This window comes from Pedobacter hiemivivus, assembly GCF_005144565.1.
GTDB lineage: Bacteria > Bacteroidota > Bacteroidia > Sphingobacteriales > Sphingobacteriaceae > Pedobacter > Pedobacter hiemivivus.
In genome coordinates this window covers 169,729-195,108 of sequence record NZ_SWDX01000004.1, presented here as the reverse complement: position 1 = coordinate 195,108, position 25,380 = coordinate 169,729, and the positions used below count along the sequence as shown (strand labels likewise).

The 25,380-nt window shown below is 39.6% G+C and carries 16 protein-coding genes and 1 tRNA gene; 1 reads left to right on the top strand and 16 read right to left on the bottom strand.

Going from position 1 to position 25,380, the window contains the following annotated elements; genetic code table 11:
- Window positions 1-45: 45 nt before the first annotated feature.
- The 3 genes from FBD94_RS11140 to FBD94_RS11130 all read right to left on the bottom strand — a co-directional run bounded on the left by FBD94_RS11140 (window position 46) and on the right by FBD94_RS11130 (window position 1,736).
- Window positions 46-624: a 50S ribosomal protein L25/general stress protein Ctc gene (locus FBD94_RS11140; RefSeq protein WP_131610009.1), complete on the bottom strand. Its 579-nt coding sequence runs from the start codon at window positions 622-624 to the stop codon at window positions 46-48.
- Window positions 625-651: 27 nt separating this feature from the next.
- Window positions 652-1,593 carry a ribose-phosphate pyrophosphokinase gene (locus tag FBD94_RS11135; RefSeq protein ID WP_090777496.1) on the bottom strand — a complete coding sequence of 314 codons (942 nt, stop codon included), beginning with the start codon at window positions 1,591-1,593 and terminating at the stop codon, window positions 652-654.
- 72 nt (window positions 1,594-1,665) lie between these two features.
- Window positions 1,666-1,736: transfer RNA gene (locus FBD94_RS11130), tRNA-Gln, on the bottom strand.
- A 586-nt stretch (window positions 1,737-2,322) separates the two neighbouring features.
- On the opposite strand from FBD94_RS11130, the gene FBD94_RS11125 reads away from it, so the two are divergent.
- Complete coding sequence (locus FBD94_RS11125) at window positions 2,323-5,352, top strand: glycosyltransferase family 117 protein (RefSeq protein WP_136880263.1); 3,030 nt, start codon at window positions 2,323-2,325, stop codon at window positions 5,350-5,352.
- A gap of 213 nt (window positions 5,353-5,565) precedes the next feature.
- Here the strand turns inward: FBD94_RS11125 and FBD94_RS11120 are convergent, their stop codons facing one another.
- The 13 genes from FBD94_RS11120 to FBD94_RS11060 form a co-directional block, all read right to left on the bottom strand.
- Entirely contained in the window at window positions 5,566-6,531 is a 966-nt protein-coding gene (locus FBD94_RS11120) for an acetyl-CoA carboxylase carboxyltransferase subunit alpha (RefSeq protein WP_131610011.1), read from the bottom strand.
- A 47-nt stretch (window positions 6,532-6,578) separates the two neighbouring features.
- Window positions 6,579-8,495: an alpha-amylase family glycosyl hydrolase gene (locus FBD94_RS11115; protein WP_136880262.1), complete on the bottom strand. Its 1,917-nt coding sequence runs from the start codon at window positions 8,493-8,495 to the stop codon at window positions 6,579-6,581.
- Window positions 8,496-8,513: 18 nt separating this feature from the next.
- Window positions 8,514-9,887 carry an MFS transporter gene (locus FBD94_RS11110; protein ID WP_136880261.1) on the bottom strand — a complete coding sequence of 458 codons (1,374 nt, stop codon included), beginning with the start codon at window positions 9,885-9,887 and terminating at the stop codon, window positions 8,514-8,516.
- Window positions 9,888-9,896: 9 nt separating this feature from the next.
- Window positions 9,897-11,645: an alpha-amylase family protein gene (locus FBD94_RS11105; protein ID WP_131610014.1), complete on the bottom strand. Its 1,749-nt coding sequence runs from the start codon at window positions 11,643-11,645 to the stop codon at window positions 9,897-9,899.
- Window positions 11,642-13,957 (bottom strand): glycoside hydrolase family 65 protein, encoded by a 2,316-nt coding sequence (locus FBD94_RS11100; RefSeq protein WP_131610015.1) that lies wholly within the window; start codon window positions 13,955-13,957, stop codon window positions 11,642-11,644. The genes FBD94_RS11105 and FBD94_RS11100 overlap by 4 nt, the downstream gene beginning before the upstream one ends.
- 62 nt (window positions 13,958-14,019) lie before the next feature.
- A complete protein-coding gene (pgmB, locus tag FBD94_RS11095; protein WP_131610016.1) occupies window positions 14,020-14,685 on the bottom strand; it encodes a beta-phosphoglucomutase in 666 nt (221 codons plus the stop codon).
- Window positions 14,686-16,551: a glycoside hydrolase family 13 protein gene (locus tag FBD94_RS11090; RefSeq protein ID WP_136880260.1), complete on the bottom strand. Its 1,866-nt coding sequence runs from the start codon at window positions 16,549-16,551 to the stop codon at window positions 14,686-14,688.
- Window positions 16,552-16,570: 19 nt separating this feature from the next.
- The gene (locus FBD94_RS11085; RefSeq protein WP_131610018.1) at window positions 16,571-18,031 is read right to left on the bottom strand and encodes a SusF/SusE family outer membrane protein; all 1,461 of its coding nucleotides are present in this window, start codon (window positions 18,029-18,031) and stop codon (window positions 16,571-16,573) included.
- A gap of 10 nt (window positions 18,032-18,041) precedes the next feature.
- On the bottom strand, window positions 18,042-18,818 hold the full coding sequence (locus tag FBD94_RS11080; protein ID WP_131610019.1) for a hypothetical protein: 777 nt from the start codon (window positions 18,816-18,818) through the stop codon (window positions 18,042-18,044).
- Window positions 18,819-18,825: 7 nt separating this feature from the next.
- On the bottom strand, window positions 18,826-19,323 hold the full coding sequence (locus FBD94_RS11075; protein ID WP_131610020.1) for a DUF5004 domain-containing protein: 498 nt from the start codon (window positions 19,321-19,323) through the stop codon (window positions 18,826-18,828).
- Between the two features lie 24 nt (window positions 19,324-19,347).
- Window positions 19,348-20,724 carry a RagB/SusD family nutrient uptake outer membrane protein gene (locus FBD94_RS11070; protein ID WP_136880259.1) on the bottom strand — a complete coding sequence of 459 codons (1,377 nt, stop codon included), beginning with the start codon at window positions 20,722-20,724 and terminating at the stop codon, window positions 19,348-19,350.
- Window positions 20,725-20,748: 24 nt separating this feature from the next.
- Window positions 20,749-23,805 (bottom strand): SusC/RagA family TonB-linked outer membrane protein, encoded by a 3,057-nt coding sequence (locus FBD94_RS11065; RefSeq protein ID WP_136880258.1) that lies wholly within the window; start codon window positions 23,803-23,805, stop codon window positions 20,749-20,751.
- Between the two features lie 474 nt (window positions 23,806-24,279).
- Window positions 24,280-25,293 (bottom strand): LacI family DNA-binding transcriptional regulator, encoded by a 1,014-nt coding sequence (locus FBD94_RS11060; protein WP_136880257.1) that lies wholly within the window; start codon window positions 25,291-25,293, stop codon window positions 24,280-24,282.
- Window positions 25,294-25,380: the final 87 nt, after the last annotated feature.

Sequence of the window (25,380 nt, the reverse complement as noted above, 5' to 3'; positions counted from 1 at the left end):
CACCGATTAGGTACTGCTTTTTATATTTCAATTGCTTAGCAAAAATTATTTTTTACCAGCTGCTTGTTCTGCTTGTTTTAAAGCTCTTGACATACCAACAGAAACGATAGTATCTTCACCAGTATTAGTGATGGCGTAGTTACCTTTTGCAAGATCACGTACACGGAACAAGTTACCAACTTCCATTTTAGCGATGCTCACTTCAATTGCTTGAGGCATATCTTTAGGGAATGCTTTAACACGAAGTTTACGTAATTTTTGAACCAATTTACCACCCATTTTAACACCTGGAGAAGTACCAGTAATTTTAACAGGGATTTCCATTAAGATCTCTTTGTCATCAAATAACTGAAGAAAATCTACGTGCATCAACACCTCTGTTAATGGATGAAATTGTAATTCTTTAATGATAGCTTTTAATTTAGTACCATTAACTTCAATTTCAACAAAATTTGCTTCTGGAGTGTAAATAGCATCCTTTAAATCAGTGATTAAAACAGCGAAGTGAACTTGCTCTTTACCACCATACAATACTGCAGGAACTTTACCTTCGTAGCGAAGCTCTTTAGCATCGCGTTTCCCTACGTTCTCTCTTGGAGAACCGCTAATTGCGATTGTTTTCATTTTTATTTATTTTATTTGTTATAATTCTTAAACATTAAAAAGGTCACTAATAGACCCATGCTCGTTTACATTAGCAATTGCCTTTGCAAACAATGGAGCTGTAGTCAGTACCCTTATTTTTGCACTTTCCTGTTTTAAAGGAATGGTATCCGTAACAATCAGCTCAGTTAACATTGAGTTTTCAATGGTTTCATAAGCTTTTCCTGATAACACTGGATGTGTACAAACCGCTCTTACACTGTTAGCACCTTTTTCCATGATCAGAGCCGCTGCCTTTGCCAAAGTACCTGCCGTATCGCAAATATCATCAATCAAAACAACATCCTGTCCTACTACATCACCGATGATAGACATAGACTCAATTTCATTTGCACGCTTACGTCTCTTATCACAAATCACAACCTCTGCATTAAAGAACTTTGCAAAAGTACGTGCGCGATAAGAACCGCCCATATCTGGCGAAGCAATGATTAAGTTTTCCAGCCCCAAACTTTTAATATAAGGAACAAAGATGACAGAACCATCCAGGTGATCAACCGGAATATCAAAAAATCCCTGTATCTGTGCAGCATGAAGATCCATAGTCATGATCCTGTGAATACCTGCAGATTTTAATAGATTAGCCACCAATTTAGCACCTATTGCTACCCTTGGTTTATCTTTTCTATCTTGTCTTGCCAAACCATAATAAGGAACCACTGCAGTAATGTAATGTGCCGAAGCCCTTTTAGCAGCATCAACCATTAACAACAATTCCATTAAATTATCAGAAGGTTGGTAAGTAGATTGTATGATAAAAACATCACAACCACGTACAGTTTCATCGTAAGAAGGCTGAAACTCACCGTCGCTAAACTTGTTTAAAGTTACATCGCCTAGTGGTTTGCCGTATTGTTCGGCAATTCTTTTTGCTAATTCTTTTGTACCTGTTCCGGCAAAAAGTTTAACGGGGTTAAATTGCAATGGCATGATTGAAGGTATATCAATGCTGGTTAAAAAAAAATCGGATTGCGAACTAAACCACAATCCGAATATTATTAGTTGCCCGACCAGGATTCGAACCTAGACAAACGGTACCAAAAACCGTTGTACTACCTTTATACTATCGGGCAATCTTTCCGATTAAAAGCTTCTTTCGAAAAAGACTTGCTTTGAAAGGGAATGCAAATGTACGCACATTTTTGAATTATGCAAATACAAATTCAAAAAAACTCTAAATATTTCAAGCCTATTTTCAACACCTCAAAATAACCACTTAAAAATGAGCAATTTGCTCTTATAAAAAAACCATTATTTTTTTCAAAATTCACCTTATCTATCCTAACGATAGCACAAGCTATATATACAGCCTATTCAAAACGAGAAAGAGTAAGGAAGGTGTGGTTCTCTATTCCCTATAGGGCTAAGACATTGTGTATACCAAGTCCATAGTAAGTCCATGTTAAGTCCATGGTGAGTCCATATATTTATAGTAAAATATGGATTTACTATTTACTTAAGTAGTATTAAATATGAACTCAGATAAAACTATCCTTGGACAGTCCAGGAACAGTTCCACTGCCCTGAGTCCAATGATGGAGTCAAGAGTTACTAAAAAATGTTAAACTCTTTCATAGATTGCGTTAGTATCAATCTTATTCTTTATTTTCGGCTGCATTTTAATCGCCTCATATAACACATTAACTATTCAATAAAAAAATGAATTATTCAAAAATTAATAATCTTACCGGCTGGCTTTGCTTTCTTATAGCCACTGTAACTTATATTTTAACATTAGAACCATCTGTAAGTTTTTGGGATTGCGGTGAGTTTATAGCTTCTGCTTTTAAGATGCAGGTGGTGCATCAACCAGGTGCTCCATTGTTTTTAATGATTCAAAGATTCTTCTCTCTTTTCGCTTTTGGCGATGTTGAGAAGGTTGCTTATTTTATGAATGTGGGCTCGGCCATTGCCAGTGGCGCCACCATATTATTCTTATTCTGGACCATCACAGCTTTAGCTAAGAAAGTACTGATTAAAGAAAACGAAGAAATCTCTAAGGGTAATTTGATATCCATTATGGGAGCTGGAGCAGTTGGTGCATTAGCCTATACTTTCTCAGATAGTTTCTGGTTCTCTGCAGTTGAATCTGAAGTATATGCTTTATCATCTTTATTTACAGCCATCGTTTTCTGGGGTATCTTAAAATGGGAAGCTGTAGCAGATGAGCCACGTGCCGACAGATGGTTGCTATTTATAGCTTACATTATGGGTTTATCAATAGGTATCCACTTATTGAACTTATTAACCATTCCAGCCATCGCTTTTGTCTACTACTTTAAAAAGACAGATAAGCCCACTACTGCAGGAATTATTAAAACAGGAGTCATAGGCATACTTATTCTTGCTGTTATACAGTATGGAATCATACAATACCTGGTTTCATTCGGTGCATATTTTGATTTATTCTTCGTCAACACATTAGGATTGGGTTTTGGAACAGGTGTACTATTCTTTGCCATATTAGTAATAGCTGGTTTAGTATGGGGAATCCGTTACTCTATCAAACACCAGAAAAAAGTTTTAAACTTAGCATTGCTATCAACCGTACTCATCATATTTGGTTATTGCTCGTTTGCCATGATCGTTATCCGTGCAAAAGCTAGCCCTAACCTAAACAACAGTGATCCTGAAAATGCCTTTTCATTCCTAAGCTATTTAAACAGGGAGCAATATGGCGACAGACCATTATTATTTGGCCCTAACTACAACTCACAAAAAGTTAACCTTACTCAAGGTAAAACCTTATATAGAAAAGGTGATGACAAGTATGAGGTTGCCGGTAAAAAGACGGAGTACGAATACGACAAAACTACTCCTTTCCCAAGGATGTATAGCGACGAACAACGCCATGTTTCTTATTATAAAGATATGATGGGCTTTGATGATGAGCATTTTCCAAGCTTATTTGATAACATTGGTTTCCTTTTCAGATACCAGGTTGGCCAAATGTATATGCGCTACTTTATGTGGAACTTTGTAGGCCGTCAGAATGACGATCAGGGACAAGGAAGTTTATACGAAGGGCAATGGTTAAGTGGTGTTAAACCTATTGACGCCATGATGCTTGGTGATCAGAAGAACCTTCCACCATCTATCGTCGAAAGTAATGCTTACAACCGCTTCTTCTTCCTTCCACTAATATTGGGTTTACTGGGCGCGATATGGCACTTTAAAAGAAATCAAAAAGACGCAGGTATTGTTGCCTTGTTGTTTTTCTTCACCGGTCTGGCCATTGTGCTTTACCTGAATCAAAAGCCGCTTGAACCTCGTGAAAGAGATTACGCCTATACCGGGTCCTTCTATGCCTTTGCCATTTGGATAGGTCTAGGGGTCTTAGCCATCCGCGAGTGGTTGTTTAAAAAATTAACACCCGCAACCGGAGCAGTATTAGCTACTATCACGGGCTTATTTGCCGCACCGATTATTATGGGTGCCCAAGGCTGGGATGATCACGATCGTTCGAGCAAAATGGTAGCTCACGACATTGCAGTCGATTACCTGCAATCCTGCGCGCCTAACGCCATCCTATTTACTTATGGTGATAACGATACTTACCCATTATGGTACGCACAAGAGGTAGAAAACATCAGACCGGATATTAAACTGGTTAACTTAAGTTTGTTTGACACCGACTGGTATATCAATGGAACAAGAAAATTGCAAAACGAATCTGCACCTCTGCCTATAACCATGAAGCCTTCTCAATATGTACAAGGTGTTAGAGATGTAATGTATTACCAGGATTATAAAGTTGCTGGTGCTGTAGAGTTAAGTAATATTCTTGCTATCCTTTTATCAGATGATGCTGAAGACAAACTTCCACTACAAGATGGAACCAGAGAGAACTTTATCCCTACCAAGAATTTTAAACTTACAATAAATAAAGCCGACGTAATTAAAAATGGCGTTGTAAGCCCAGCTGATTCGAGTAAAATTGCTCCTGCATTGGAGTGGACATTTAATAAAAACTATGTAACTAAAGGCACATTGGCTTTCTTTGATATCCTGGTACACAACAACTGGAAAAGACCTATTTATTTTGCCAGTACAGTACCTTCAGATCAATATAATGGTCTCGACAACTATTTATACAACGAAGGCTTAGCCTTGCGTCTGTTGCCATTAAAAGCAGATACATCGGAAAATAGAGCAGAGCTGATCAACACACCTGTTCTTTACAAAAACGTAATGGATAAGTTTGTATGGGGCAACATCAAGAATGCAAAGTACCTTGATCCTCAATCATCAGATGACATCTCGATCTTCACCAACGTATTCAACAATACCATCTCTGGCTTAATCAAAGAAGGTAAAACTGAAGATGCTAAGAAAGTTGTAAACCGCTATTTTGAAGTAATGCCTGAGCGTTTCTACGGAATGCGTTCTATGATGGGCACCTATTTCATGGCAGAAAACCTATACCTATTAGGCGATGCTAAAAGAGCAAATGCTTTAATTGAAAAGTCTGCAGCATACATTCAAAAGGAACTTACTTACCTGGCTGATGTTTCTGAGAGCAAACGTAAATTTGTTGGCGGACAGAATGTCCAATTGGGTCTATCGTTCCTAAATCAGATGTCTAAAACAGCAACACAGCACCAGCAAACAAAACTGAGCGAAAGCTTAAACCATCAATTTGAAGGGCTTGAAGCAAGGTTCTCGCCATACTTTGCCGCTGGGCAATAATGTAACCCAACTTTATTCAGTGCTTAATTATAAGCACTGAATAACTATAGCATGATGCCAACAACAAAATAGGCCTGCAATTTGATTGCAGGCCTATTTTGTTGTTGGCATCATGCTATAGTTCGGTAAAAACGAGTTTTCTGTGAACCGGCCTAGCGTTTGTTTGCCCTTCTTCTGGGCAAATTAATGCAGACGGAGAACAGAATGCGAGTTTTATCCTTCATTGACAACACCCATTGCACAGAATTTATCAATCCTTGTAGCAATCATCTTGTCTGTCTTTTCTTTTTTAAGCACTGCAAGATCCTTTATAATCTGATCTTTCACAGTCTGTGCCATTAACTCAGGGTTTTGATGTGCACCACCTAGCGGTTCTTTAATAATTCCATCAATAAGTTTATTTCTAAACATATCATCAGAAGTTAATTTTAAGCATTCTGCCGCACGCTCTTTGAAATCCCAGCTACGCCATAAAATAGACGAGCAAGATTCAGGAGAGATCACAGAATACCAGGTGTGCTCCAACATATATACTTTATCACCTATACCAATTCCTAATGCACCACCAGATGCACCTTCGCCCACTACAAAGCAAAGAATAGGAACTCTTAGAACAGACATTTCAAGCAAATTACGTGCAATAGCTTCCCCTTGTCCGCGTTCTTCAGCCTCTAAGCCAGGGTAAGCACCCATGGTATCGATGAAAGAAATCACAGGTTTATTGAATTTCTCTGCTAAACGCATTAAGCGAAGCGCTTTTCTATAACCTTCAGGATTGGCCATACCAAAATTGCGGTATTGTCTTTCTTTAGTGTTCTTGCCTTTTTGATGACCAATGATCATTACAGTCTCGCCATTAATTGTTGCAAAACCACCTATAATCGCTTTATCATCTTTAACTGTTCTGTCGCCATGCATCTCGATGAAATCATCGCAAATCATGCTGATATAATCCAAAGTTTGTGGTCGCTCAGCGTGACGAGACATTTGAACTTTTTGCCAACCTGTAAGGTTGCTATATAATGATTGCTGGGTTTTCTCCAACTTTTGTTCAAGCTCAGTTAAGGTAGCAGACATATCTACTTTGGTTTTATCGGCAACTTGTTTAACCTTCTCAATTTGCTGGGCTAGCTCAGCAATAGGCTTTTCAAAATCAAATGATGTTTTTATCTGTTCCATAATCGGGCTGTAAAAATAGACATTTTATTTTAAAAACGTTATTTATTTCAACCGGCGTTCAGCGCTGTTCTACTGTAGATGTGGTACTCACCCGGTGCCAACGTTTTGTTGTACGTATTCCCTGTTAAGGTCATTGTTGTCCCGGTTACGGCATCATACCATATGCCCGAAGCACCAAAGTCTACATTAGCATCTTTGCTACTCACATCGAAATTTCCCACAACTACAACTGTATTGTTGGACTCTATTAGCTTAATATACTTAACTCCGGCCGACAAATTATAAGTTGCATCGGCTGAACTGAAAATACCGTTCTTCTTTTTCAGGTTGATGAATTTTGCATAAGCATTATACAATGCTTTGCGTTCCGTTTGCTGAAAATACTCCCAATGGATAGGTTTATTGCCCGTTCTGCCATTATAGTTTATACTAATGTCATAGCCTAATTCTTCAAACTGCCAGATCATTTTGGGCCCTGGTATTGCAAAGAGAAATGCTGCGGCCATTTCTTCCCTTTTCAGTGCAACAGCAAAGTTTTTCACATCATAACTTCCAGACGCATTGCCAAAAGCTAGATTTTTAAACATGGTGCGTTCCTCATCGTGGCTTTCAATAAAGTTCAGCAGATTTTCTGACTTCCCAAAACCGTGTTTTGCAAAAAATGCCCAAGAGAAATCAGAATTGGCTAGCCAGCCCATCATACCTTCATTCATATTTACGTTTAAACCGTTCCAAAGCATCATACCATCATCAGCCAAAACCTTTTCTTCCGTTGCATCGGAAAAATGCTCTAGTATCACATAAAAGTTATTGGCATCAATACTTTTTATGTAATTGTTATAGTCTTTCCATATCGCTACCCTACTCGCATCATAAGCACTAAATGAGGCATCGTCAGATGATAATTTTTGAGTAAAGCCCTTCGATAAGTCAAAACGGAACCCGTCGATTTTATATTGTTGCATCCAAAACTTCATCACATTTTTCGCAAAGGTTTTTGTGGCCGCGCTTTCATGGTTAAAATCATAACCTACATTATAAGGATGAGTGTTGGAATTTGTGTTAAACCATGGACTGATAGCGAATGGCTTACCCGAAGGCTTGTCAAAATAAAGTTGCACCATGGGCGACTGTCCAAAAGAATGGTTTAGCACCATGTCCAGAATAACTGCTACTCCCCGACCATGACATTCGTCTATAAAACCTTGAAGGGCTGTTTTTGTACCATAATATTTATCCGGAGCAAAATAGAATGAAGGATTATAACCCCAGCTCAAATTCCCTTCAAACTCATTCACAGGCATCAACTCAATTGCATTTATACCCAATCCGACCAAATAATCTAGCTTTTGCAGTGTCGAAGCATAATTATGCTCTGCTGTAAAATCCCTGATCAACAACTCATAAATCACAAGGTTATTTTTCGCTGGTCTGGTAAAACCTGCCGAGTTTTTCCAGGTATATACTGGTTGATTGGCCTGCATTACACTTACAATACCTGTAGTTTTACCAACAGGGTAAGCCTTTAAACCCGAATAAGTGTTGTTATCAATATGAATATCATCAATCGGATCCAGAATCTTTTCGCAATATGGATCGGCAATTTTTAAATCATCATCCACCAAAAACTGGTAAGCATACTCAGTATTAGGATTCAGATTATCTAACTGCAGCCACCAGATATTTCCATCCGGGGTATTTTTCATAGCCGCGCCTTTCCAATCATTAAATTCACCAATTAAAGCCACCGATTTTTTAAATGGCGCATATAGGGTTACAATAGCCGACGTACCATTGTTGATAAATACAACACCATCCTTTGCCGCAGTGGGCAAACCGGGATCAGCCGGATTAACAGGTATTACTGGTATAACCGGGACTACTGGCTCGGGGCTAACCTTTCCTTTTTTGCATGCAGTGGCCAATACCGATAAAATCAGTAACAGGAAATAAATCCTTTTCATAAGCTTATGGTTTAAGTTTTATTGATCTCGTCCTTCTATAGCAAGTTTATCCGCTAAAACCTGATCGGTTTTTCGGGGTTCTCTGATAAAAACATAACAAATAACAGCGGCAATTACCATTAATCCGCCGCCCAACTGCACAGCCAAAAGCCTGTCATTATGCAGCACCTCCCGCATTAACCAACCAAAACCCAATGAGGCAATGATCTCTGGCAGTACAATAAAGAAATTAAAGATCCCCATGTAGATTCCTATTTTATCCTTTGGTAATGATCCGCTGAGCATAGCATACGGCATAGATAAAATACTAGCCCAAGCTATGCCTACCCCTGTCATACATAAATAAAGCATGTTTTTATCATGTACCCAGGCAACACTGATTAAGCCCATTGCCCCACACAGCAGGCATAATGCATGTGTGGTTTTACGCCCCAGTTTATCTGCTATTTTGGGCAAAACCAAAGCAAATAAAAAGGTAATCACACTATAATAAGCCAATGTTAAACTGCCAAAATCAGCACCGTGGGCATACACCGGGTCACTGGCATCTTTACCGCCAAATACATTTACAGCAACAGCAGTAGTATAATAAAACCACATTAAAAACAAACCTGGCCATGTAAAAAACTGCACTAGCGATACAATTTGCATCCTTTTAGGCATATTCAATAAAGAATGCCAAATCTCTTTTGCACCTCCACCAAAGCCCTTATTACTTTCTAAAACCTTTTCCTTAAAATCTACATCGGCGGGTGGATATTCTTTAGTGGTAAAAACGGTATAAAGGACGGCTGCCAGAAAGAAGAAAGCACCAATATAAAAAGAGAACTTTACATTTTCGGGGATACTCCCTTGTGCTGCTGTATTGCTTAAATGAAAAACATTGTTCATTAGCCAGGGCAAGGCCGATGCAATACTTCCCCCTAACCCAATCATCATACTCTGCATAATAAAGCCCCTGTTCACCTGCGAATCGGGTAGTTTATCGGTAACAAAGGCCCGAAAAGGCTCCATAGCTACATTCCCTGCAACATCTAAAATCCAGAGTAATCCCGCAGCCATCCATAAGGCACTGCTATGCGGCATAAAAATTAGTGCAATAGAACTAATGATGGCACCCACCATAAAATATGGCCTTCTTCTGCCCCATTTGGGATGCCAGGTTCTATCGCTTAAATAGCCAATTATAGGCTGAACAAGCAACCCCGTTAAGGGCGCCGCCAAAAACAACAATGGAACCTGATCTGGATTAGCACCCAGGTTTTCATAAATACGTCCCATGTTGGCGCGTTGTAAGTCCCATCCAAATTGAATACCGAAAAATCCGACACTCATATTAATGATCTGAACTAAACTTAGCTTCGGGTTTTCGGTTAATGTTTTTAAGCTCATTTATTTGTTTTAAAATTCTATAATCTGTGCCGAAACAGGTGCTATTTTTACTTGGATACTTGGGCCAGCAGGGATATTCAACTTCTGATTGGTCAACAATTCTGTAACTGGTGCCCAGGATTTAACCTTAAGAATCTCCTCCGGAATCTCTATACGCCCTTCCAAAGTTTGGTTACGGTCGAAGTTTACCATAATCAGCAACCTTTGGTTACCATTATAGCGGATATAACCGTACATCCTGTTATTCATATTTCCTGAAACAGGAACTTCATAAATCTGGCCGTTCCTGATCGCATCAGAAGTTGCGGCAATACCCATTAGTTTCTTGTAGTACTCACGTAAAGCAACCTGCTCTTTACTCAACAAGCCGCCGTTAAAAGCACCGTGATTCATCCATTTCTGATGCTCGGGCACACCCCAATAATCAAATATTGTTGTCCGGTTGTCATCACTACCAAAACCTTCTACACCTTTACCGGGCTCAGCTACCTCCTGTCCAAAATACAACATCACCGGTCCACCAGATAAAGTAGCCGATACCACCATGGCCGGAAGTGCATAAAAAGCGTTACCGGCAAAGCCAGCAGAGGCAATTCGCTCCTCATCATGATTTTCCAGAAAGCGCAACATCCTGTCGCGAAAACCAGCCGTTTCTACTTGCCAAACCTTACTAATATCTTTCACATCTGCATTTTGCTCATTTCTGATCAGCCTTTTTAAACCATCATATAAACCAACCTTATCATACAGATAATCAAAATGTCCCTTATTTAAATATGTTGCGTATACGGCCGAATTGTAAGCCTCACCTATAAATATAAGCGCTGGATATTTAGCCTTTACTTCAGGAATTACCCATTCCCAAAACTCAACGGGGACCATTTCTGCCATATCACAACGGAAACCATCTACGCCCTTTGCGGCCCAGTATAATAAAATATCACGCATTTTTAACCACACCGGAGGCATCGGATCAAAATACTTTTTTTCTCCATTTACATAATCTACCCCATAATTTAATTTTATGGTTTCATACCAGTCGTTTTCAGACGGAGCTTTAGAAAACACGTTGTTTCCAGTAGCCTTAGCAGGCATTTCGGCAAACTTGAAGTCTTTTAAAGTATATAAAGAATCGTTTTTATCTATATGTCCAGGAACGATAAACTGTTCATCAGGAATATAATAATAGTCGTTAGTAGCACTAAACCGCTGTGTAACATCGTCGCTGGCGCCAAAATCCACTACCCCTTTAGGTTTAGCTAAAGAATGGTAATTTCGGGCAACATGATTGGGTACAAAATCAATGATCACCTTCATTCCTTTTTCATGCGTACGAGCAACTAGTGCCTCGAACTCTGCCATGCGGTGCTTAACATCCACTGCCAGATCGGGGTCTACATCATAGTAATCTCTGATGGCATAAGGCGAGCCCGCCCTACCTTTTACCACATCAGCATCACCAGCAAGAATACCAAAAGCGCTATAGTCCGTCATGCTGGCATGAGCAATCACCCCAGTATACCAAACATGAGTTACCCCAAGCTCTTTAATTCCATCCAGCGCTTTTGAATTGATATCGTTAAACTTACCGCTACCATTTAATTGAATGGTGCCATAAGGGATTTGTGTTTCTTGTTTATTGCCAAACAACCGCGGCAATAATTGATAAATAATCGGTTTACTTTGGGCCTGACTTATAGTTTGGCCACCAATAATAGTCAATACAATCAAAGGGATGTTTTTTAATAGCGTCATCATACCAGTTGCTCGTGATAAGTAATTGCCTTTTCACCTGGTAAGACAGTATGAAGCCGATTAAATATACTTATTTCCAATGTCTGCACAGAATTATTTATAATCCAAATCTGCTTAGAACTGATTTTTACTTTTAATTGAACACCTCTAAAGCCGATACTAAAAGAAAAAGAGTCCCATGCTTTAGGTAAAAAAGGATTAAAACACAGCTGTCCATTGCACACCCGCATCCCTGCAAAACCTTCAACAATACTCATCCAGGTACCTGCCATCGAAGTAATGTGCAATCCATCTTCGGTATCGTTGTTATAATCATCTAAATCCAAACGGGCTGTACGAAGATAAAATTCATATGCCTTCTCTTCATCGCTTAGCTTTGCCGCCAAAATACTATGTACGCAGGGAGATAAAGAACTCTCATGCACGGTCCTACTTTCGTAAAAACTAAAGTTCTTCCGCAATGTCTCCAGATCATATTCATCTTCAAAAAAGTACATGCCTTGCAATACATCTGCCTGCTTAATAAAGCCAGAGCGCAAGATCCTATCCCAACTCCACTTCTGGTTCAACGGTCGCTCCTCAGCAGGCAAATCTTTCACTAGTATCTGTTCCTTATCCATAAAACCATCTTGCTGAAGAAATACACCTTCTTTTTCATGGTAAGGATAATACATTTGATCAGCAACAGTCTTCCAGTCGCCAAACTCCTTTGCTTCTACCAGTTTCGTTTTTTTCTGTATGGTTTTATACTTTTCCGGATCCAGACGCTTTACCATATCGGCAGCTTCAATGGTATATTTTAAACACCATGCAGCTAGCTTATTCGTATACCAGTTGTTATTGATGTTGTTTTCGTATTCATTGGGACCGGTTACCCCCAACATTACATATTTCTGCTTATCCTCACTCCAGTTTACGCGTTGCTTCCAGAAGCGGGCAATTCCGATTAATACCTCCAAACCATATTGAGCCAGATAATTTTCGTCCCCTGTATATCTGATATAATTGAATATCGCAAAAGCTATCGCTCCGTTTCTATGAATCTCCTCAAAAGTAATTTCCCATTCGTTATGGCATTCCTCACCATTCATCGTTACCATTGGATACAATGCAGCCCCATTTTTAAAGCCTAGCTTTTCAGCATTCTCAATTGCCTTATCCAAATGTTTGTAACGATAAACCAATAAGTTCTTTGCCACCTCCTCGGGGGCCGTAGATAAATAAAAAGGAATACAATAAGCCTCAGTGTCCCAATAGGTAGAACCTCCATATTTCTCTCCTGTAAAGCCTTTTGGTCCAATATTTAAACGAGCATCCTTACCTGTATAAGTTTGGTTAAGCTGAAATATATTGAATCTAATGGCCTGTTGAGCCGCAATATCCCCTTCAACGATGATATCGCTTTCTTCCCATTTTGCAGCCCATGCCGCAGCATGATCTTTCAACAACTCATCAAAGCCCTTTGTACTTGCTGTTTCTATTTTAACCTTAGCAAGCCTCAACAAATCACTTTTATCGTAATTGAGAGAAGACAGGTTGGTTACTATTTTATAAATATGAATAGTTTCACCTTGCTTAACCGGTATTACGGTTGTCCGTGCAAGATATTTATCGCCTAATACAGCTTGCGAGCTTTGTGCTACGCCATTAAAAAGTACGGTTGTACGACTTGCTGTGCAAACATCAAACTCAGTCTTTTTAGTCTGCAAAGTGAGGTAATCAGTGTCATTTTCCTGATGCTGCGCTACTTCATTCCAAAATTTCTCATCATAGTTCGCATCCTGGTTCTTTATATCACCATCAATAAAAGAGGTAACGGTGATTATACCTTCAAAGTTAAGCGCGCTTATGCTGTAATGTAAAGCTGCCAACTCATCATCGGCGATGCTACAAAAACGAATAGCATCAACTTTAACTACCTTTCCACTGCTAAGCCTCGCCGTAAAAGTCCGGCTTAGTGTCCCTTCTTTCATGTTCAATACCCGTTTAAATTCGAGCACCTCACATTTAAACAGGTCTAACTTTTCACCGTCAATATCGATGTCGATTCCTATCCAATTTGTCGCATTCAATACTTTAGCAAAGTACTCGGGATAGCCATTCTTCCACCAACCCACACGCGTTTTATCGGGATAATAAACACCTGCTACATAATTTCCCTGTAAAGTTTCTCCGGTATATGCCTCTTCAAAATTAGCACGCTGACCTATACGACCATTGCCAATACTGAACAGACTTTCCGATATTTTATTTAAGTGAGGATCAAAACCTTCCTCAATAATATTCCACTCGTCTGCTTTTATGTAATTCTTCATCTTTATACTGCTCTAGCATTGCACCGCTAAAGCGGCTACATACATTATCCTTTTTCTATTCCTTATTTTTTCAAAGCCGAGATTTCGGCAATTGTAATTTCCGAGAGGTCATTAATAACCAGCTGTGCACCTTGCAAATTTTCGGCATTACCAATTCCTACAATGGCCATTCCGGCGGCAATAGCAGCCTGCACCCCAGCCTGAGCATCTTCAAAAACTACACAGTCTTTGTTCAAGGCACCCAACAATTCCGCAGCTTTCACAAACACTTCTGGATCTGGCTTAGAGGCGCTTACTGTATTCCCATCTACAATAGCATCAAAAAAATGAGCCAGGTTAGTGCGTTCCAAAATCAACCCAGAGTTTTTACTGGCCGATCCCAACGCTATTTTAATCCCCTGGTCTTTTAAATCCTGCAATAGCTTTAAGGAGCCAGGTAATACTTCAGCCTCCGTCATTTTACTGATCATGGCTACATACCATGAATTTTTTAGTGTAGCCAAGGCTTCCTTTTCTGCTTCAGACTTTTCTACCCCGCCCCATTTAAGAATCTTATCGAGCGAATGCATCCGGCTTATACCTTTCAATTGCTCATTTTGAGCATGGGCAAAATCAAAGCCTAAGGAGTTTGCCAGTTGCTTCCAAGCCTGATAATGGTATACGGCGGTATCAACCAGAACCCCATCCAGATCAAATATGCAAGCAATATGTTGTGTTGTATTCTTCATTTAATTTAATTCAAGTACCAGCGTTGTTTTGGCCGGTACAGCGATCGTTTTTAACGTATTTAATTTTTCGCCAGTGATGACATTAGTTGCTGATGATGCATTTGCCATGCGTTCTGCAAACCTTGCAGTCTCTAAGCTTTTGGCGGCATCATCGACATTAACAATTATCATTACCGTTTTAGCACCATTAGCGCTCGTGCTACCCCCAGCTTGATACCTGAAATAAGTGTACAGGCCATTTTCTGGCACAAATTGCATCAGCTTACCGGTTTGTAGGGCTGTATTATTTTTACGGTAATTCGCCAATGTTTTAACAAAGTTGAAGGCGTCATTTTCCTGTGCCGTTCGACCGGCAGCAGTAAACTTATCCGATTGATCTCCTACCCATCCTCCCGGAAAATCGGAGCGTACCAAACCATCAGGATTAGAGTAGTTCTTCATCAGGATCTCCGTACCGTAGTACAATTGTGGGATGCCCCTCATGGTCAACAGCAAAGCCATACCTGACTTAAACTTATTCAGATCCTCATTTACCATGGAATAAAACCTACTCATGTCGTGATTATCTAAAAACACTACATTTCGATCTGCATCTTGATAAAGGAAATCCTGTGCAACAGTTGAATACAATCTAAATACACCATCCGTCCAACCCGATTTTCCATTCAAAGCTTCATAAATGGCATTCTTGATAACCGCATCGGTAATACCAGGCAACTCCGTATCAAAACCACGGTTTACGGTATTTCCACCGGTAAAAAAGGCTTGCGCCGCAGCGGTATGTACCAGTGTTTCGCCAAAAATGGAAAGTGTTGGAAACTCGGCTTTAATCTTCTGCGCCCAGTCTTTCATATAGTCAGGATCATTGTAAGGATAAGTATCTAATCTCAATCCGTCAATCCCGGCATATTCTACCCACCAAATGTGATTTTGGGTAAGGTAATTCTGTACATACGGATTTCTTTGATTAAAATCGGGCATACTAGGTACAAACCAGCCGTCAAGCATTTTCTTTTTATCGGCTTCGGAAGTATGTGGATCCATTACCGGCTCATCACGATAGCTAGTTTGTGTGTAAGCAGGCCATTGATTTACCCAATCTTTCATAGGCATATCCGTATAGAGCCAATGCCCTGTACCCATGTGATTGTGCACAATATCCTTTACAATTTTTAACCCCTTCTCATGGGCTTTATCTACATAGGTTTTATAAAGTGCTAGTGTACCATAACGCGGATCAATCTTATAATGATCCGTTGCGGCATAGCCATGATAAGAAACCAATGGCATATCATTTTCAATTTCCGGAGTCATCCATATTGCGGTTACACCCAAATCCTTCAAATAATCAAGCTTATTGATCAACCCCAGAATATCCCCTCCATGACGATAGTACATCGAATCTCGGTTCAATTTCGTTTCCCGCATTCCCTTTACCACATCATTTTTGACATCTCCATTTGCAAAGCGATCCGGCATCAGCAGGTAAATCAAATCCTTGTTGCTTACCCCTTGTATTCGGGAAGGCCCAGTTTCTCTGTTTTTAAGCTCATAGATATATTGCAGCTTCTTTTTCTGCTTATTTGCAAATACAATCGGGAATTTGCCAGCCTTCACATCCGTAGCGATTTCAAGATCAATAAAAAGGTAATTGGGGTTCTCCACCTTATTTACCTTTACCAACTTAACACCTGGGTAGTCCAACCGCACATCCATTGTAGAAATGTCAATCCCGTGCACCAGCAGTTGTAGTTTAGGGTTGTTCATCCCAGCCCACCAAAACATGGGTTCTATACGCTCCAACTGCTGTGCTTGTGACCAGGAAGCCAAAAGACTAAAAAACAATGCAATAAATAATTTTCTCATTTTGGCAACTGCTAAAAATTTACTTGTTATAGAATATATAATCTCCGGTCAAATCGTTGAATAGGATTTTATAAGTCCCGGCCTTTACACTCAAGTTGCCTGCGTTTATAGTTGTCTTACCATATTTAGCATCTGCATTTGCTGCTACGCCCCAGTTTACATCCCAACCGGAAGCAATCCTGAATTTCATCTCCGTATTTGCAGCGATGGTTTGCGTAATTACCCAGATATGTGAGTTAAAAGAACTTTTGCTCATTGCTGTGATATCAGCCCAATCATTAAAGTTTCCTATAATTCCAATAGAAGCATAAGTTGTTGCACCCGCAACACTATATGGAGCAATAGAAAAAGTTAAGGCATTGATATCAATCTTCACCGTATAAAAGCCTGCCGTTGCTACATGATAAGTTCCGGGATCAGGATCAGATCCTTTAGCTTTTAGCGCTACACCATTGCTTCCATTATTGCCATATTGGGTCTCCCAACTGCCAACAACAGTAATAAATTTAAAGTCGCCTACATTCAAATAACCAGTATATATATAAGCTCCCCTATTGGTCGCATCACGGAACATATGGGTTGGGTTACCATTGTCCCAGCCAAACTCGGAAGCATCTCCAACCATAAACAAACTCACATCCCTCAGTACAGAAATGTCATTTGTATAATCAGAGAATTTAGTAAATGTACCCGAACTAGCCTCTACACTCCATTTTAAGGTCGCAATAGCCGATTGATCTGCAAAGCCTGCAGCTGTGAGCTTGGCATCAAAATCCTTATAGCTTACGGATAAATTAGAATCCAGACCGCTATTGTTCGATGTAAATTCAAACAATGGAGTTGTAAAACTACCGTCTGGCTTAATGAATTTCACCTTATAAGTGACATTGGCACCTACTTTTCCTGCAAAAGATTTTTGCCATTTAAAATTCAACGACTGGGCGGTTAAGATCGGATTGATAGTAGTCACATTTGCACTCGAAACCGGGCCATATAGTATAAAATTTGATACCCCATCGCCAAACCTGGTTACCGAAATATTAAAGGTTTCTCCATTTACTTTTAAGGAACCATTATCGGCAATTACCCGCCAAATCAAATCGGCCTTAGCTCCATCGGCTATACCTTTTGCTTTCAATGCATCATCCAGTTGTTTCTGAGTTAAAGTAAGCGTAGCCGCTTTGCCACCATTATCTGAAGGAAATTCAAGGATCGGTTGATCGATTGCGCCTGATTTTAAAGCAACAACCCATTTGTAAGTAGGTGCAGTATTTACACCTGGCTTGGCCGCTGTCCAACTAATTACTATAGTTTTACCCGGTGTTGCCGAATTGAGTACCAACATGGTATTGTTAGCTGGTGCAGTTGCAGTAAAGGCACCTAATGCCTCTCCCTTTGATGCCTCATCAAAAGTTGTTTCTTTACACCCAAAAGCAAATGCTACAAGCACAAGGAGTGTATATAATATTTTGTATTTCATTGCCTTTAGATTAATTGAACACCGTATAAACCACTTCTATTACTGGGCCGCTAGTTGACACATCGAGCCCCGCTGCATCTTTTACAGTGCCACTAAACTGATAAGTAAACTTAGCTAGCTTAGTTCCGGCAGGAACAGTGATCACTCTGTCGGGTATAAAAGAATAAGAGAATAGAATCGTTGACTCCTTTACTGCTGCAATACCTTGTTTCGACCCCACTACGTTATTGGCCTCATTATAAAAGCTAAGATTCACCTTTATGTTAGTCATCCTTTGCAGATTAATATCCGTAGCCAGGTTTTGATGAAAGTAAACTGTAGCCATATCCGTATTATCCAATTTTGCCGGGAATAGTCTAAACTGCGATGCCGTAAACACGAGTGGATCAAACTTAAATGGTTTATAATCGGGTGTTTGTTTTGATCCATCTACACTTTTCCCAAGGAAGCCGAAATTAATCAGCTCAGCAGGACTTTGACCAAAAAGGACAGTCCCTGTAAACTTAAAGGTGAATATATTGGTCGCTGTTTTAGTCATTTTTGCATTTGGAGATGAAGCACCCCATTGCCCATTTGTACTGGCATCCTTACCGCCACCTACGCCATCATTAGAAAATGCCCAGATATAAACATCATTAGCCCCCTCCAATGGACTTCCAGTTACATCAAGTGTAATGGTCACCTCATCTTCGGAAGTAAATGTTGCAGGGCTAAAAGTGACTTTTGATTGTCCAGATGCCCATATTGCACCAAAACAGCATATAATTAATAATAATATCTTTTTCATGATCTGCTTACTTTTTAGTGAATTCGTACTGATAAGACAGGATTACTTTCCCATTCAACTTTTTATCTCTTTTTATCAATAGCTTACCCGATTTCAGGCTTACATAAGAACCTATGCTTAAGCTGTTAGTTACCGTACCATTTTTTAACGAAATAGTAGTCGGCACTTTTACATCATCAACCGTCCAATTACCTGAAGTTAAGTCAGCGATTTTGGGTGAATTGCCTGAGGTGATAGTAAAAGTAGATGGGTTGCCTTGTGCATCGCCCATAAAAGCAATAACCAGGTCGGTATATGGGTACACCGATGTGATGTCTATTTGTTTGTAAGGGAAGCCCTTTGTGGTAGCATCTTGATCAATTTGTGTCACTTTAGTTAAGCCCCAGGTACCTTGAATAGATTTCACAACATTTTGTGGTTCGCCTATCGGTGGAAACTCTTCCGGTTTACAGCTCCATATCGAGAAGATACAGATGGCGAATAGAATATATTGAATACGTTTCATACGTTTATCTTTTAAAATTTAGGATTAAAAACAGTTGCCTTCAGGATTGCGTTGGAAATTTACATTCGTACCCATTTCTTCCTGAGGGAATTGGAGAATAAAGCCTGGACAGTTCCAAACTGAACCCCGTTTATCAATATTCTCGCCCTTAGCTCCAATCCGTTTAATCTCCGAAAGTCTGTTGCCCTCTCCAGCTAGTTCCAAACCGCGTTCAAAGCGAGCATTAGTAATGATAAAGGCAGGGGTCGATCCAACTGGGATACTCTTGGTACCAGCATATGCCCTATTCATAATGTCATTGATATCCTGAATGGCCACTGGTAGATTGGCATTGTTTTCTGCCGCAGCCTCAGCTCTGATTAACTTCATTTGTGTGAGGTAAATCACCGGAACATTAAACCTGTCTTTGTTGTATTTCGTAATCACGATATTCCCTGGATACTTAACCACATCAAATAGTGTTTTTCTAACATCATTTGGCGTGTTTACCATGGCATAAAACGCAGTTGTAAACCTCATATTTGGTAGCCCATTGTCTGAACGGAATTGATTTCTTAATTCTGCGCCCGGTTCAAAAGCTCCCCTGGTACTAATCATCTGAAATATACTCTCTGTTGATCCTGTTTCAGTGAAACGAGCTGCATAAGTTGCATCAAGCGTAAACTTCTTACTTTCAATAACCTGATTTGCGTAATTGTAAGCATTTTGAAAATCGTTCATCTGAAAGTATACTTTTGCGAGTAAACCCTTAGCAGCCCATTTTGTTGGCAACCCATTATTTACATCTGGCAGTTTGTTTTCTGCATCTTTTAAATCAGTAATAATCTGATCATAAACTTGTTTGACCGTTGACCTATTTTTGGTAACTACTGCAGTACTTAACCTAATTGTAATACCCAGGTGAGAATTATCTGCGGTAAAACCCCAAGGCTGAGCAAACAACTTAACCACTTCAAAGTGAACAAGCGCTCTTACAAATTTTGCCTGACCTTCGATGTTATCTTTAGTGGTTGTAGCTTTATCTAAGTTCTCCAACACTAAATTAGCGCGATAAACACCCTGATACATTCCTACATACATATCCCGCTTATAGTCACCAAAAATGGATGATTTACGCCCGTAAAACTCACCAAAATCGCCACTCAAATTGGTGCCATTTAGTTGGTCCGCCATCATTTCATTCACGGCTTGGATTTTCCCACCAAACATCGCATCTCCACCTACAACCTGATAAGCAGAATTCATCACCTGAGTTAACCCAGCTTCATCTCCTATAGCTTGCTCTTTATTTAACGCATCCTGTGGTGGTGCGTCAAGATATTTCTTACATCCTGTTCCGGTACCTGCGAGTACAGCAAGTACGGCAACCGTTTTTAAAATATTTTTATAATTGAATTTCATCTTCTTATCTATTATGGTCAACAATTAAAATGAAGTAGATAACCCAACCGACACACTTTTTTGCTGTGGTGTAGTCAGGTATGTTACATTCGGACTCATGTTTCTATCCTGATTGTTTTCAAAATCTCTGGCCACCTCTGGGTCACCTCCTGGATATTTACTAAAGGTTAGTAGGTTCATGCCTGATGCAAAAATCTTTAAAGTTTGCAGCCTCAATTTATTAGCAAAGCTAGCTGGTAGGTTATAAGCGAGTGTCACTTCTCTCAACCTCACAAAAGTGGCATCGTACAGGAACATGGTCGAATTATACTGCCATTCGCTTGATAAGCCAGGATAAGTTCCCGTGCTCATCGTTAAACGAGGAAACTTAGCAATGTCACCAGGTTTTTGCCAGCGATCAGAGATATCTGAACGGATGTTCCAGTCCGTTACAATACCTAACTGGCGTTTAGCAGAACCATCATAAAGGTTACCACCAATAGCGAAGGTGAATAGCGTGTTTAGCTCAAAACCTTTATAACTAAAGGTATTCGTTAAGCCACCTACATAGTCTGGCAATACCTGACCGGTATTTATACGATCGTCTAATGAGAAAGTTTTTGTTTCATAACCATCCTTGTTTAACCAGATTGGTAAGCCGTCAGCCGGATCAACACCTTTATAACGCACCAAATAGTTTACACCCAATGGATAGCCAATGGAAATTCTGGTATCATTTGTTCCGCCGCGTACAGCATCAGCAGAAAAATCACCAAGGCTAACCACTTCATTTCTATTTTTAGAAATATTTAATCTGGTGATCCATTTAAAATTATCAGATTGAATATTTATCGTATTCAAGCTCAGCTCTACCCCTTCGTTTAGGATTTCGCCAACGTTAACCCAGCCCCTTAAGAAACCAGTTGAAGGCGAAATACCGCCATCCAATAGCGCGCCTTTAGTTTTTTTGTGGTAATAAGAAAACTCCCCACTAATTCTGTTATTGAATAAGCCGAAATCAAGCCCTATATCAAAATTACGCCCCTCTTCCCATTTTAATCCAGGATTTTCTACGTTGTCCGGGGCCACGGTGCCATTTCCGTTATATGATTTACCCTGATAAAAAATAGAATAATATTGACCGGAAGGGAAATTTGAGCTACCTACTACACCATAACTTGTTCTCAGTTTTAAATTTGAGATCACTTTACTGTCACTTAAGAAGTTTTCCTGACTGATGTACCATGAAGCTGAGGCAGCAGGGAAAAATCCATACTTATTGTTTGGACCAAATTTAGAAGATCCATCCCTTCTGGCTAGAACTTGTAAGTAGTACTTATTGTCGTATGAATAGTTGATTCTTGAAAATAAAGAAGCGAAAGTGTTTCTATCAGCCCCCAATACATAGTTCAAAGAATTAGCTTTGATTTGATCAGCCAATGCTTTATCGTAACTCTGTGTATCTTTATTAAAAGGGCCATTTGCATCACCGTAAATACCGTCTTTGTATAAATTGCGATAGCTCTCTTGATTCTCTGCTCCAACAAGGAAAGACAATTTATGTTTATTACTGAATTCCAGATCATAATTTACCGTCCCGGTAAATGTGTGGTTCAATACTTTTACAGGCCATGCATTTGCATAACCAGAGCTTTGGTTTCTAAGGATAGCAGGCTGATATTGGTTCTCCTTCACATCCATGTTATCCATATTGGCAATTGCTTTAATACTTAAGTTCTTAACCGGTTTCAATTCGAATGTAACCCCTGCGATTAACCTATCAGTCACAGTTTTCCAATCCAACAGATCAACATTTTTCAAAGGATTTGCTGCATTGTTATAGTAAGATCCATCTGGATTAAAAGCGGGATAAATAGGCAAAGCAGTTGACATGGCCTCTCCCAATCCACCACCCCAGGCAGCATTTACCCTTTTGTTGGTTCCTCTATCATATCCAACATTGATACTTGTTGTAAAATAAGAAGTAGGCTTAATATCAAAATTTGAACGGAAACCATAACGTTCGTAAGCATTCCCTTTCAAAAAGCTTTCATTATTGCTATAATTAGCAGAGATAAAGCTTTTTATTTTCTCCGTTCCCTGACTAAAGGAAACACTCTGATCGTTAAGATGGCCAGTTTGAGTAACTAAGCCCCACCAATCTGTATTATTTTGCTCAGCCTGTGCCCAGGTTAAACCACCTGGTAAAGGCGCCAATCCAATATTTCCATCATTAGTCCATGCTTCCTGACGCAATTGTAACCATTCTGGTCCATTAACAAACTTAGGTTTGTTGGCATAAGTACTTACACCGTATTTGGTCGATAAGTTAAAGGTTGGCCTACCCAACTTCCCTCTTTTTGTAGTTACTAAAATTACCCCATTTGCACCACGCGAACCGTATATACCTGCAGCACCGGCATCTTTCAATACCTCTACGGATTCAATATCGTTCGCATTGATCGTTGCCAATGGGTTTTGATTCATACCACCACGATTTCCACCAATAAATGGGTCGGAAGTGATGGGAATACCATCTATCACATACAAGGGGTCTCCACCAGCCGAAATTGAGCCAATGCCTCGGATCCTGATGATTGAACCGCTACCAGCCAATCCGCTACCCGTTGTTACCTGAACACCAGGAGCCTGTCCTTGCAAACCAGCTTCGAAACTGGGGGTGGGGATAGCCGTTAGTTTATCTCCAGTTACTTTAGAGATAGAGCCGGTTACTTCACGTCTGGTTTGTGTACCGTAACCCACCACCACAACTTCGTTTAAACTCTGGTCTTCAGGTTTCAAACTAAAATTAGCAACTGTACTGCCGTTTATCTTTACAGATTCTTGTTTAGGCTGGTAACCAACATAGCTGATCAACAGCGATACTGTCCCATTACTTAATCCAACAATCTTGTAAGTACCATCTGCGTTGGTAAGGGTGTTTTTACTTAAACTTTTGATCTGTACAGATGCTCCCGGTAAGGGTAGTCCGGCTTCGTCTAGTACCTTTCCAACCAGCGAGCCGGTCTGGGCATTTGCCCCAAGTGCTATCAAAACCAAAAGCACCAAAAGGTAATGCTTTTTTAGGTAAAATACTTTCATATTTAAACTCGTTTTTAAGGTGTAATATTTGGTTAACGTTAAGTGTATGTAACACTTATGGTAAATTTACAGTCGGAAACGACAATTCAAAATTTTATATCAAATTTATTTTTAACACCATATTTTATATTCCTAAACCTCCAAATCAGGCATGAAAATTTGCAATAAGACTTCTATAAAAACTAGCTTAAAAACAAATAAATAGCTTAAAAACAAATAGTTACAAACTAAAAAAGCACAACCACCCTGACAACTGAAGTCGTGTGTTTTTCTTCGCTTTTCCGGGAACGATCCCGGGATCGTTCCCGGACTTATCAACACTTTTTGATAGGCCCTTCAAAAAAAGGAAGACAAATTCTGCGTGAAATCGCAAAACCTTCAGTTTTTTTTTTCAAAACAGGCTGTTTTTGAGGCCCAAAAAAGCCCTCTTTTTTGACTCGAAATTTTAAAGATTTTAGACGTCTTTTTAGCCCCTTAACTTAGCTCTGTTGACCGTCTTTTAATCAACTTAGAATTTAGCACGATCTTCTCGTTTGGATCTACAGATTCTGGGTTCTCCAGCATCTTAAATAAAAGGTTCGCAGCTTCTATTCCGATCTTGGTAGCAGGCTGGGTAATTGTTGTTAACGAAGGATTTAATAATGGAGCAATCTCCAAACTTGAAAAGCCGATTACTTTTAGTTGATCCGGCACAGAGATATTCAAATCATAACAAGCATAATAAGTAGCAAAGGCCAATCTTTCCACAGAAGTAAAAACCCCATCCGGTTTTAATTCCGTCAGCATTTGCTTCAATATTACGTTATTTTTGGAGTAGCTGTTTGTACAATCAACCACAAGACGGTCATCATAGGGGATATTATATTTCAACAAAGCATCTATATAGCCCTGCATCCTAAATTTACCGATAGAGAGATTCTTATTGATAACCAGGTAAGCAATGCGCTTACAGCCTTGCTTGATTAGGTGCTGGGTAGCAGAAAAGCTGCTATCATAATCATTGGTAATCACCCTTGGCGTAATGATATCCTCATAAACTCTATCGAAAAATACCAGTGGCAGACGCTTTTGCGTTAGTTCGTTCAAATAATTATGGTCATTTGCCTCACCCGATACCGACATGATGATCCCGTCGGCACGGCCATTATGGAGGTGCTGAATAAATGAAACTTCCTTTTCATACACGTCATCCGTAGCATAGATCAGAATATGATACCCCTTTTCACGCGCAACCCGTTCAATACCATGTATTGCTTGCGAGAAAAAATTATTGCCCAGCTCCGGAACAATCACTGCAATCGTTTTACTCCGCTGCTCTCTAAGATTACTTGCGTAATGATTAGGCTGATAATTAAATTCCTTTGCCTTAGAAAGTATTCTTTCCTTAGTTTCCTTATTGATATCGCTATTATCCCTAAAAGCCCTGGACACTGTTGAAGTAGACAGGTTCAGCGCTTTGGCCAACTGCTTAATATTGATGTTCTGCATCTATGTTTAGATAATTATTGATAGAGAACTATTAATTTAGGGTAAATATAATCGAAAATACAAACGTATTTAGATTTAACAGCTAAA

Excerpts from the sequence above, each read along its gene's own strand:
- FBD94_RS11110 (WP_136880261.1), bottom strand. The coding sequence starts at position 9,887 with ATGAGCTTAAAAACATTAACCGAAAACCCGAAGCTAAGTTTAGTTCAG.
- FBD94_RS11135 (WP_090777496.1), bottom strand. The coding sequence starts at position 1,593 with ATGCCATTGCAATTTAACCCCGTTAAACTTTTTGCCGGAACAGGTACA.
- FBD94_RS11075 (WP_131610020.1), bottom strand. The coding sequence starts at position 19,323 with ATGAAACGTATTCAATATATTCTATTCGCCATCTGTATCTTCTCGATA.
- pgmB (WP_131610016.1), bottom strand. The coding sequence starts at position 14,685 with ATGAAGAATACAACACAACATATTGCTTGCATATTTGATCTGGATGGG.
- FBD94_RS11115 (WP_136880262.1), bottom strand. The coding sequence starts at position 8,495 with ATGAAAAGGATTTATTTCCTGTTACTGATTTTATCGGTATTGGCCACT.
- FBD94_RS11080 (WP_131610019.1), bottom strand. The coding sequence starts at position 18,818 with ATGAAAAAGATATTATTATTAATTATATGCTGTTTTGGTGCAATATGG.
- FBD94_RS11105 (WP_131610014.1), bottom strand. The coding sequence starts at position 11,645 with ATGATGACGCTATTAAAAAACATCCCTTTGATTGTATTGACTATTATT.
- FBD94_RS11100 (WP_131610015.1), bottom strand. The coding sequence starts at position 13,957 with ATGAAGAATTACATAAAAGCAGACGAGTGGAATATTATTGAGGAAGGT.
- FBD94_RS11090 (WP_136880260.1), bottom strand. The coding sequence starts at position 16,551 with ATGAGAAAATTATTTATTGCATTGTTTTTTAGTCTTTTGGCTTCCTGG.
- FBD94_RS11070 (WP_136880259.1), bottom strand. The coding sequence starts at position 20,724 with ATGAAATTCAATTATAAAAATATTTTAAAAACGGTTGCCGTACTTGCT.
- FBD94_RS11140 (WP_131610009.1), bottom strand. The coding sequence starts at position 624 with ATGAAAACAATCGCAATTAGCGGTTCTCCAAGAGAGAACGTAGGGAAA.
- FBD94_RS11085 (WP_131610018.1), bottom strand. The coding sequence starts at position 18,031 with ATGAAATACAAAATATTATATACACTCCTTGTGCTTGTAGCATTTGCT.
- FBD94_RS11060 (WP_136880257.1), bottom strand. The coding sequence starts at position 25,293 with ATGCAGAACATCAATATTAAGCAGTTGGCCAAAGCGCTGAACCTGTCT.
- FBD94_RS11065 (WP_136880258.1), bottom strand. The coding sequence starts at position 23,805 with ATGAAAGTATTTTACCTAAAAAAGCATTACCTTTTGGTGCTTTTGGTT.
- FBD94_RS11125 (WP_136880263.1), top strand. The coding sequence starts at position 2,323 with ATGAATTATTCAAAAATTAATAATCTTACCGGCTGGCTTTGCTTTCTT.
- FBD94_RS11120 (WP_131610011.1), bottom strand. The coding sequence starts at position 6,531 with ATGGAACAGATAAAAACATCATTTGATTTTGAAAAGCCTATTGCTGAG.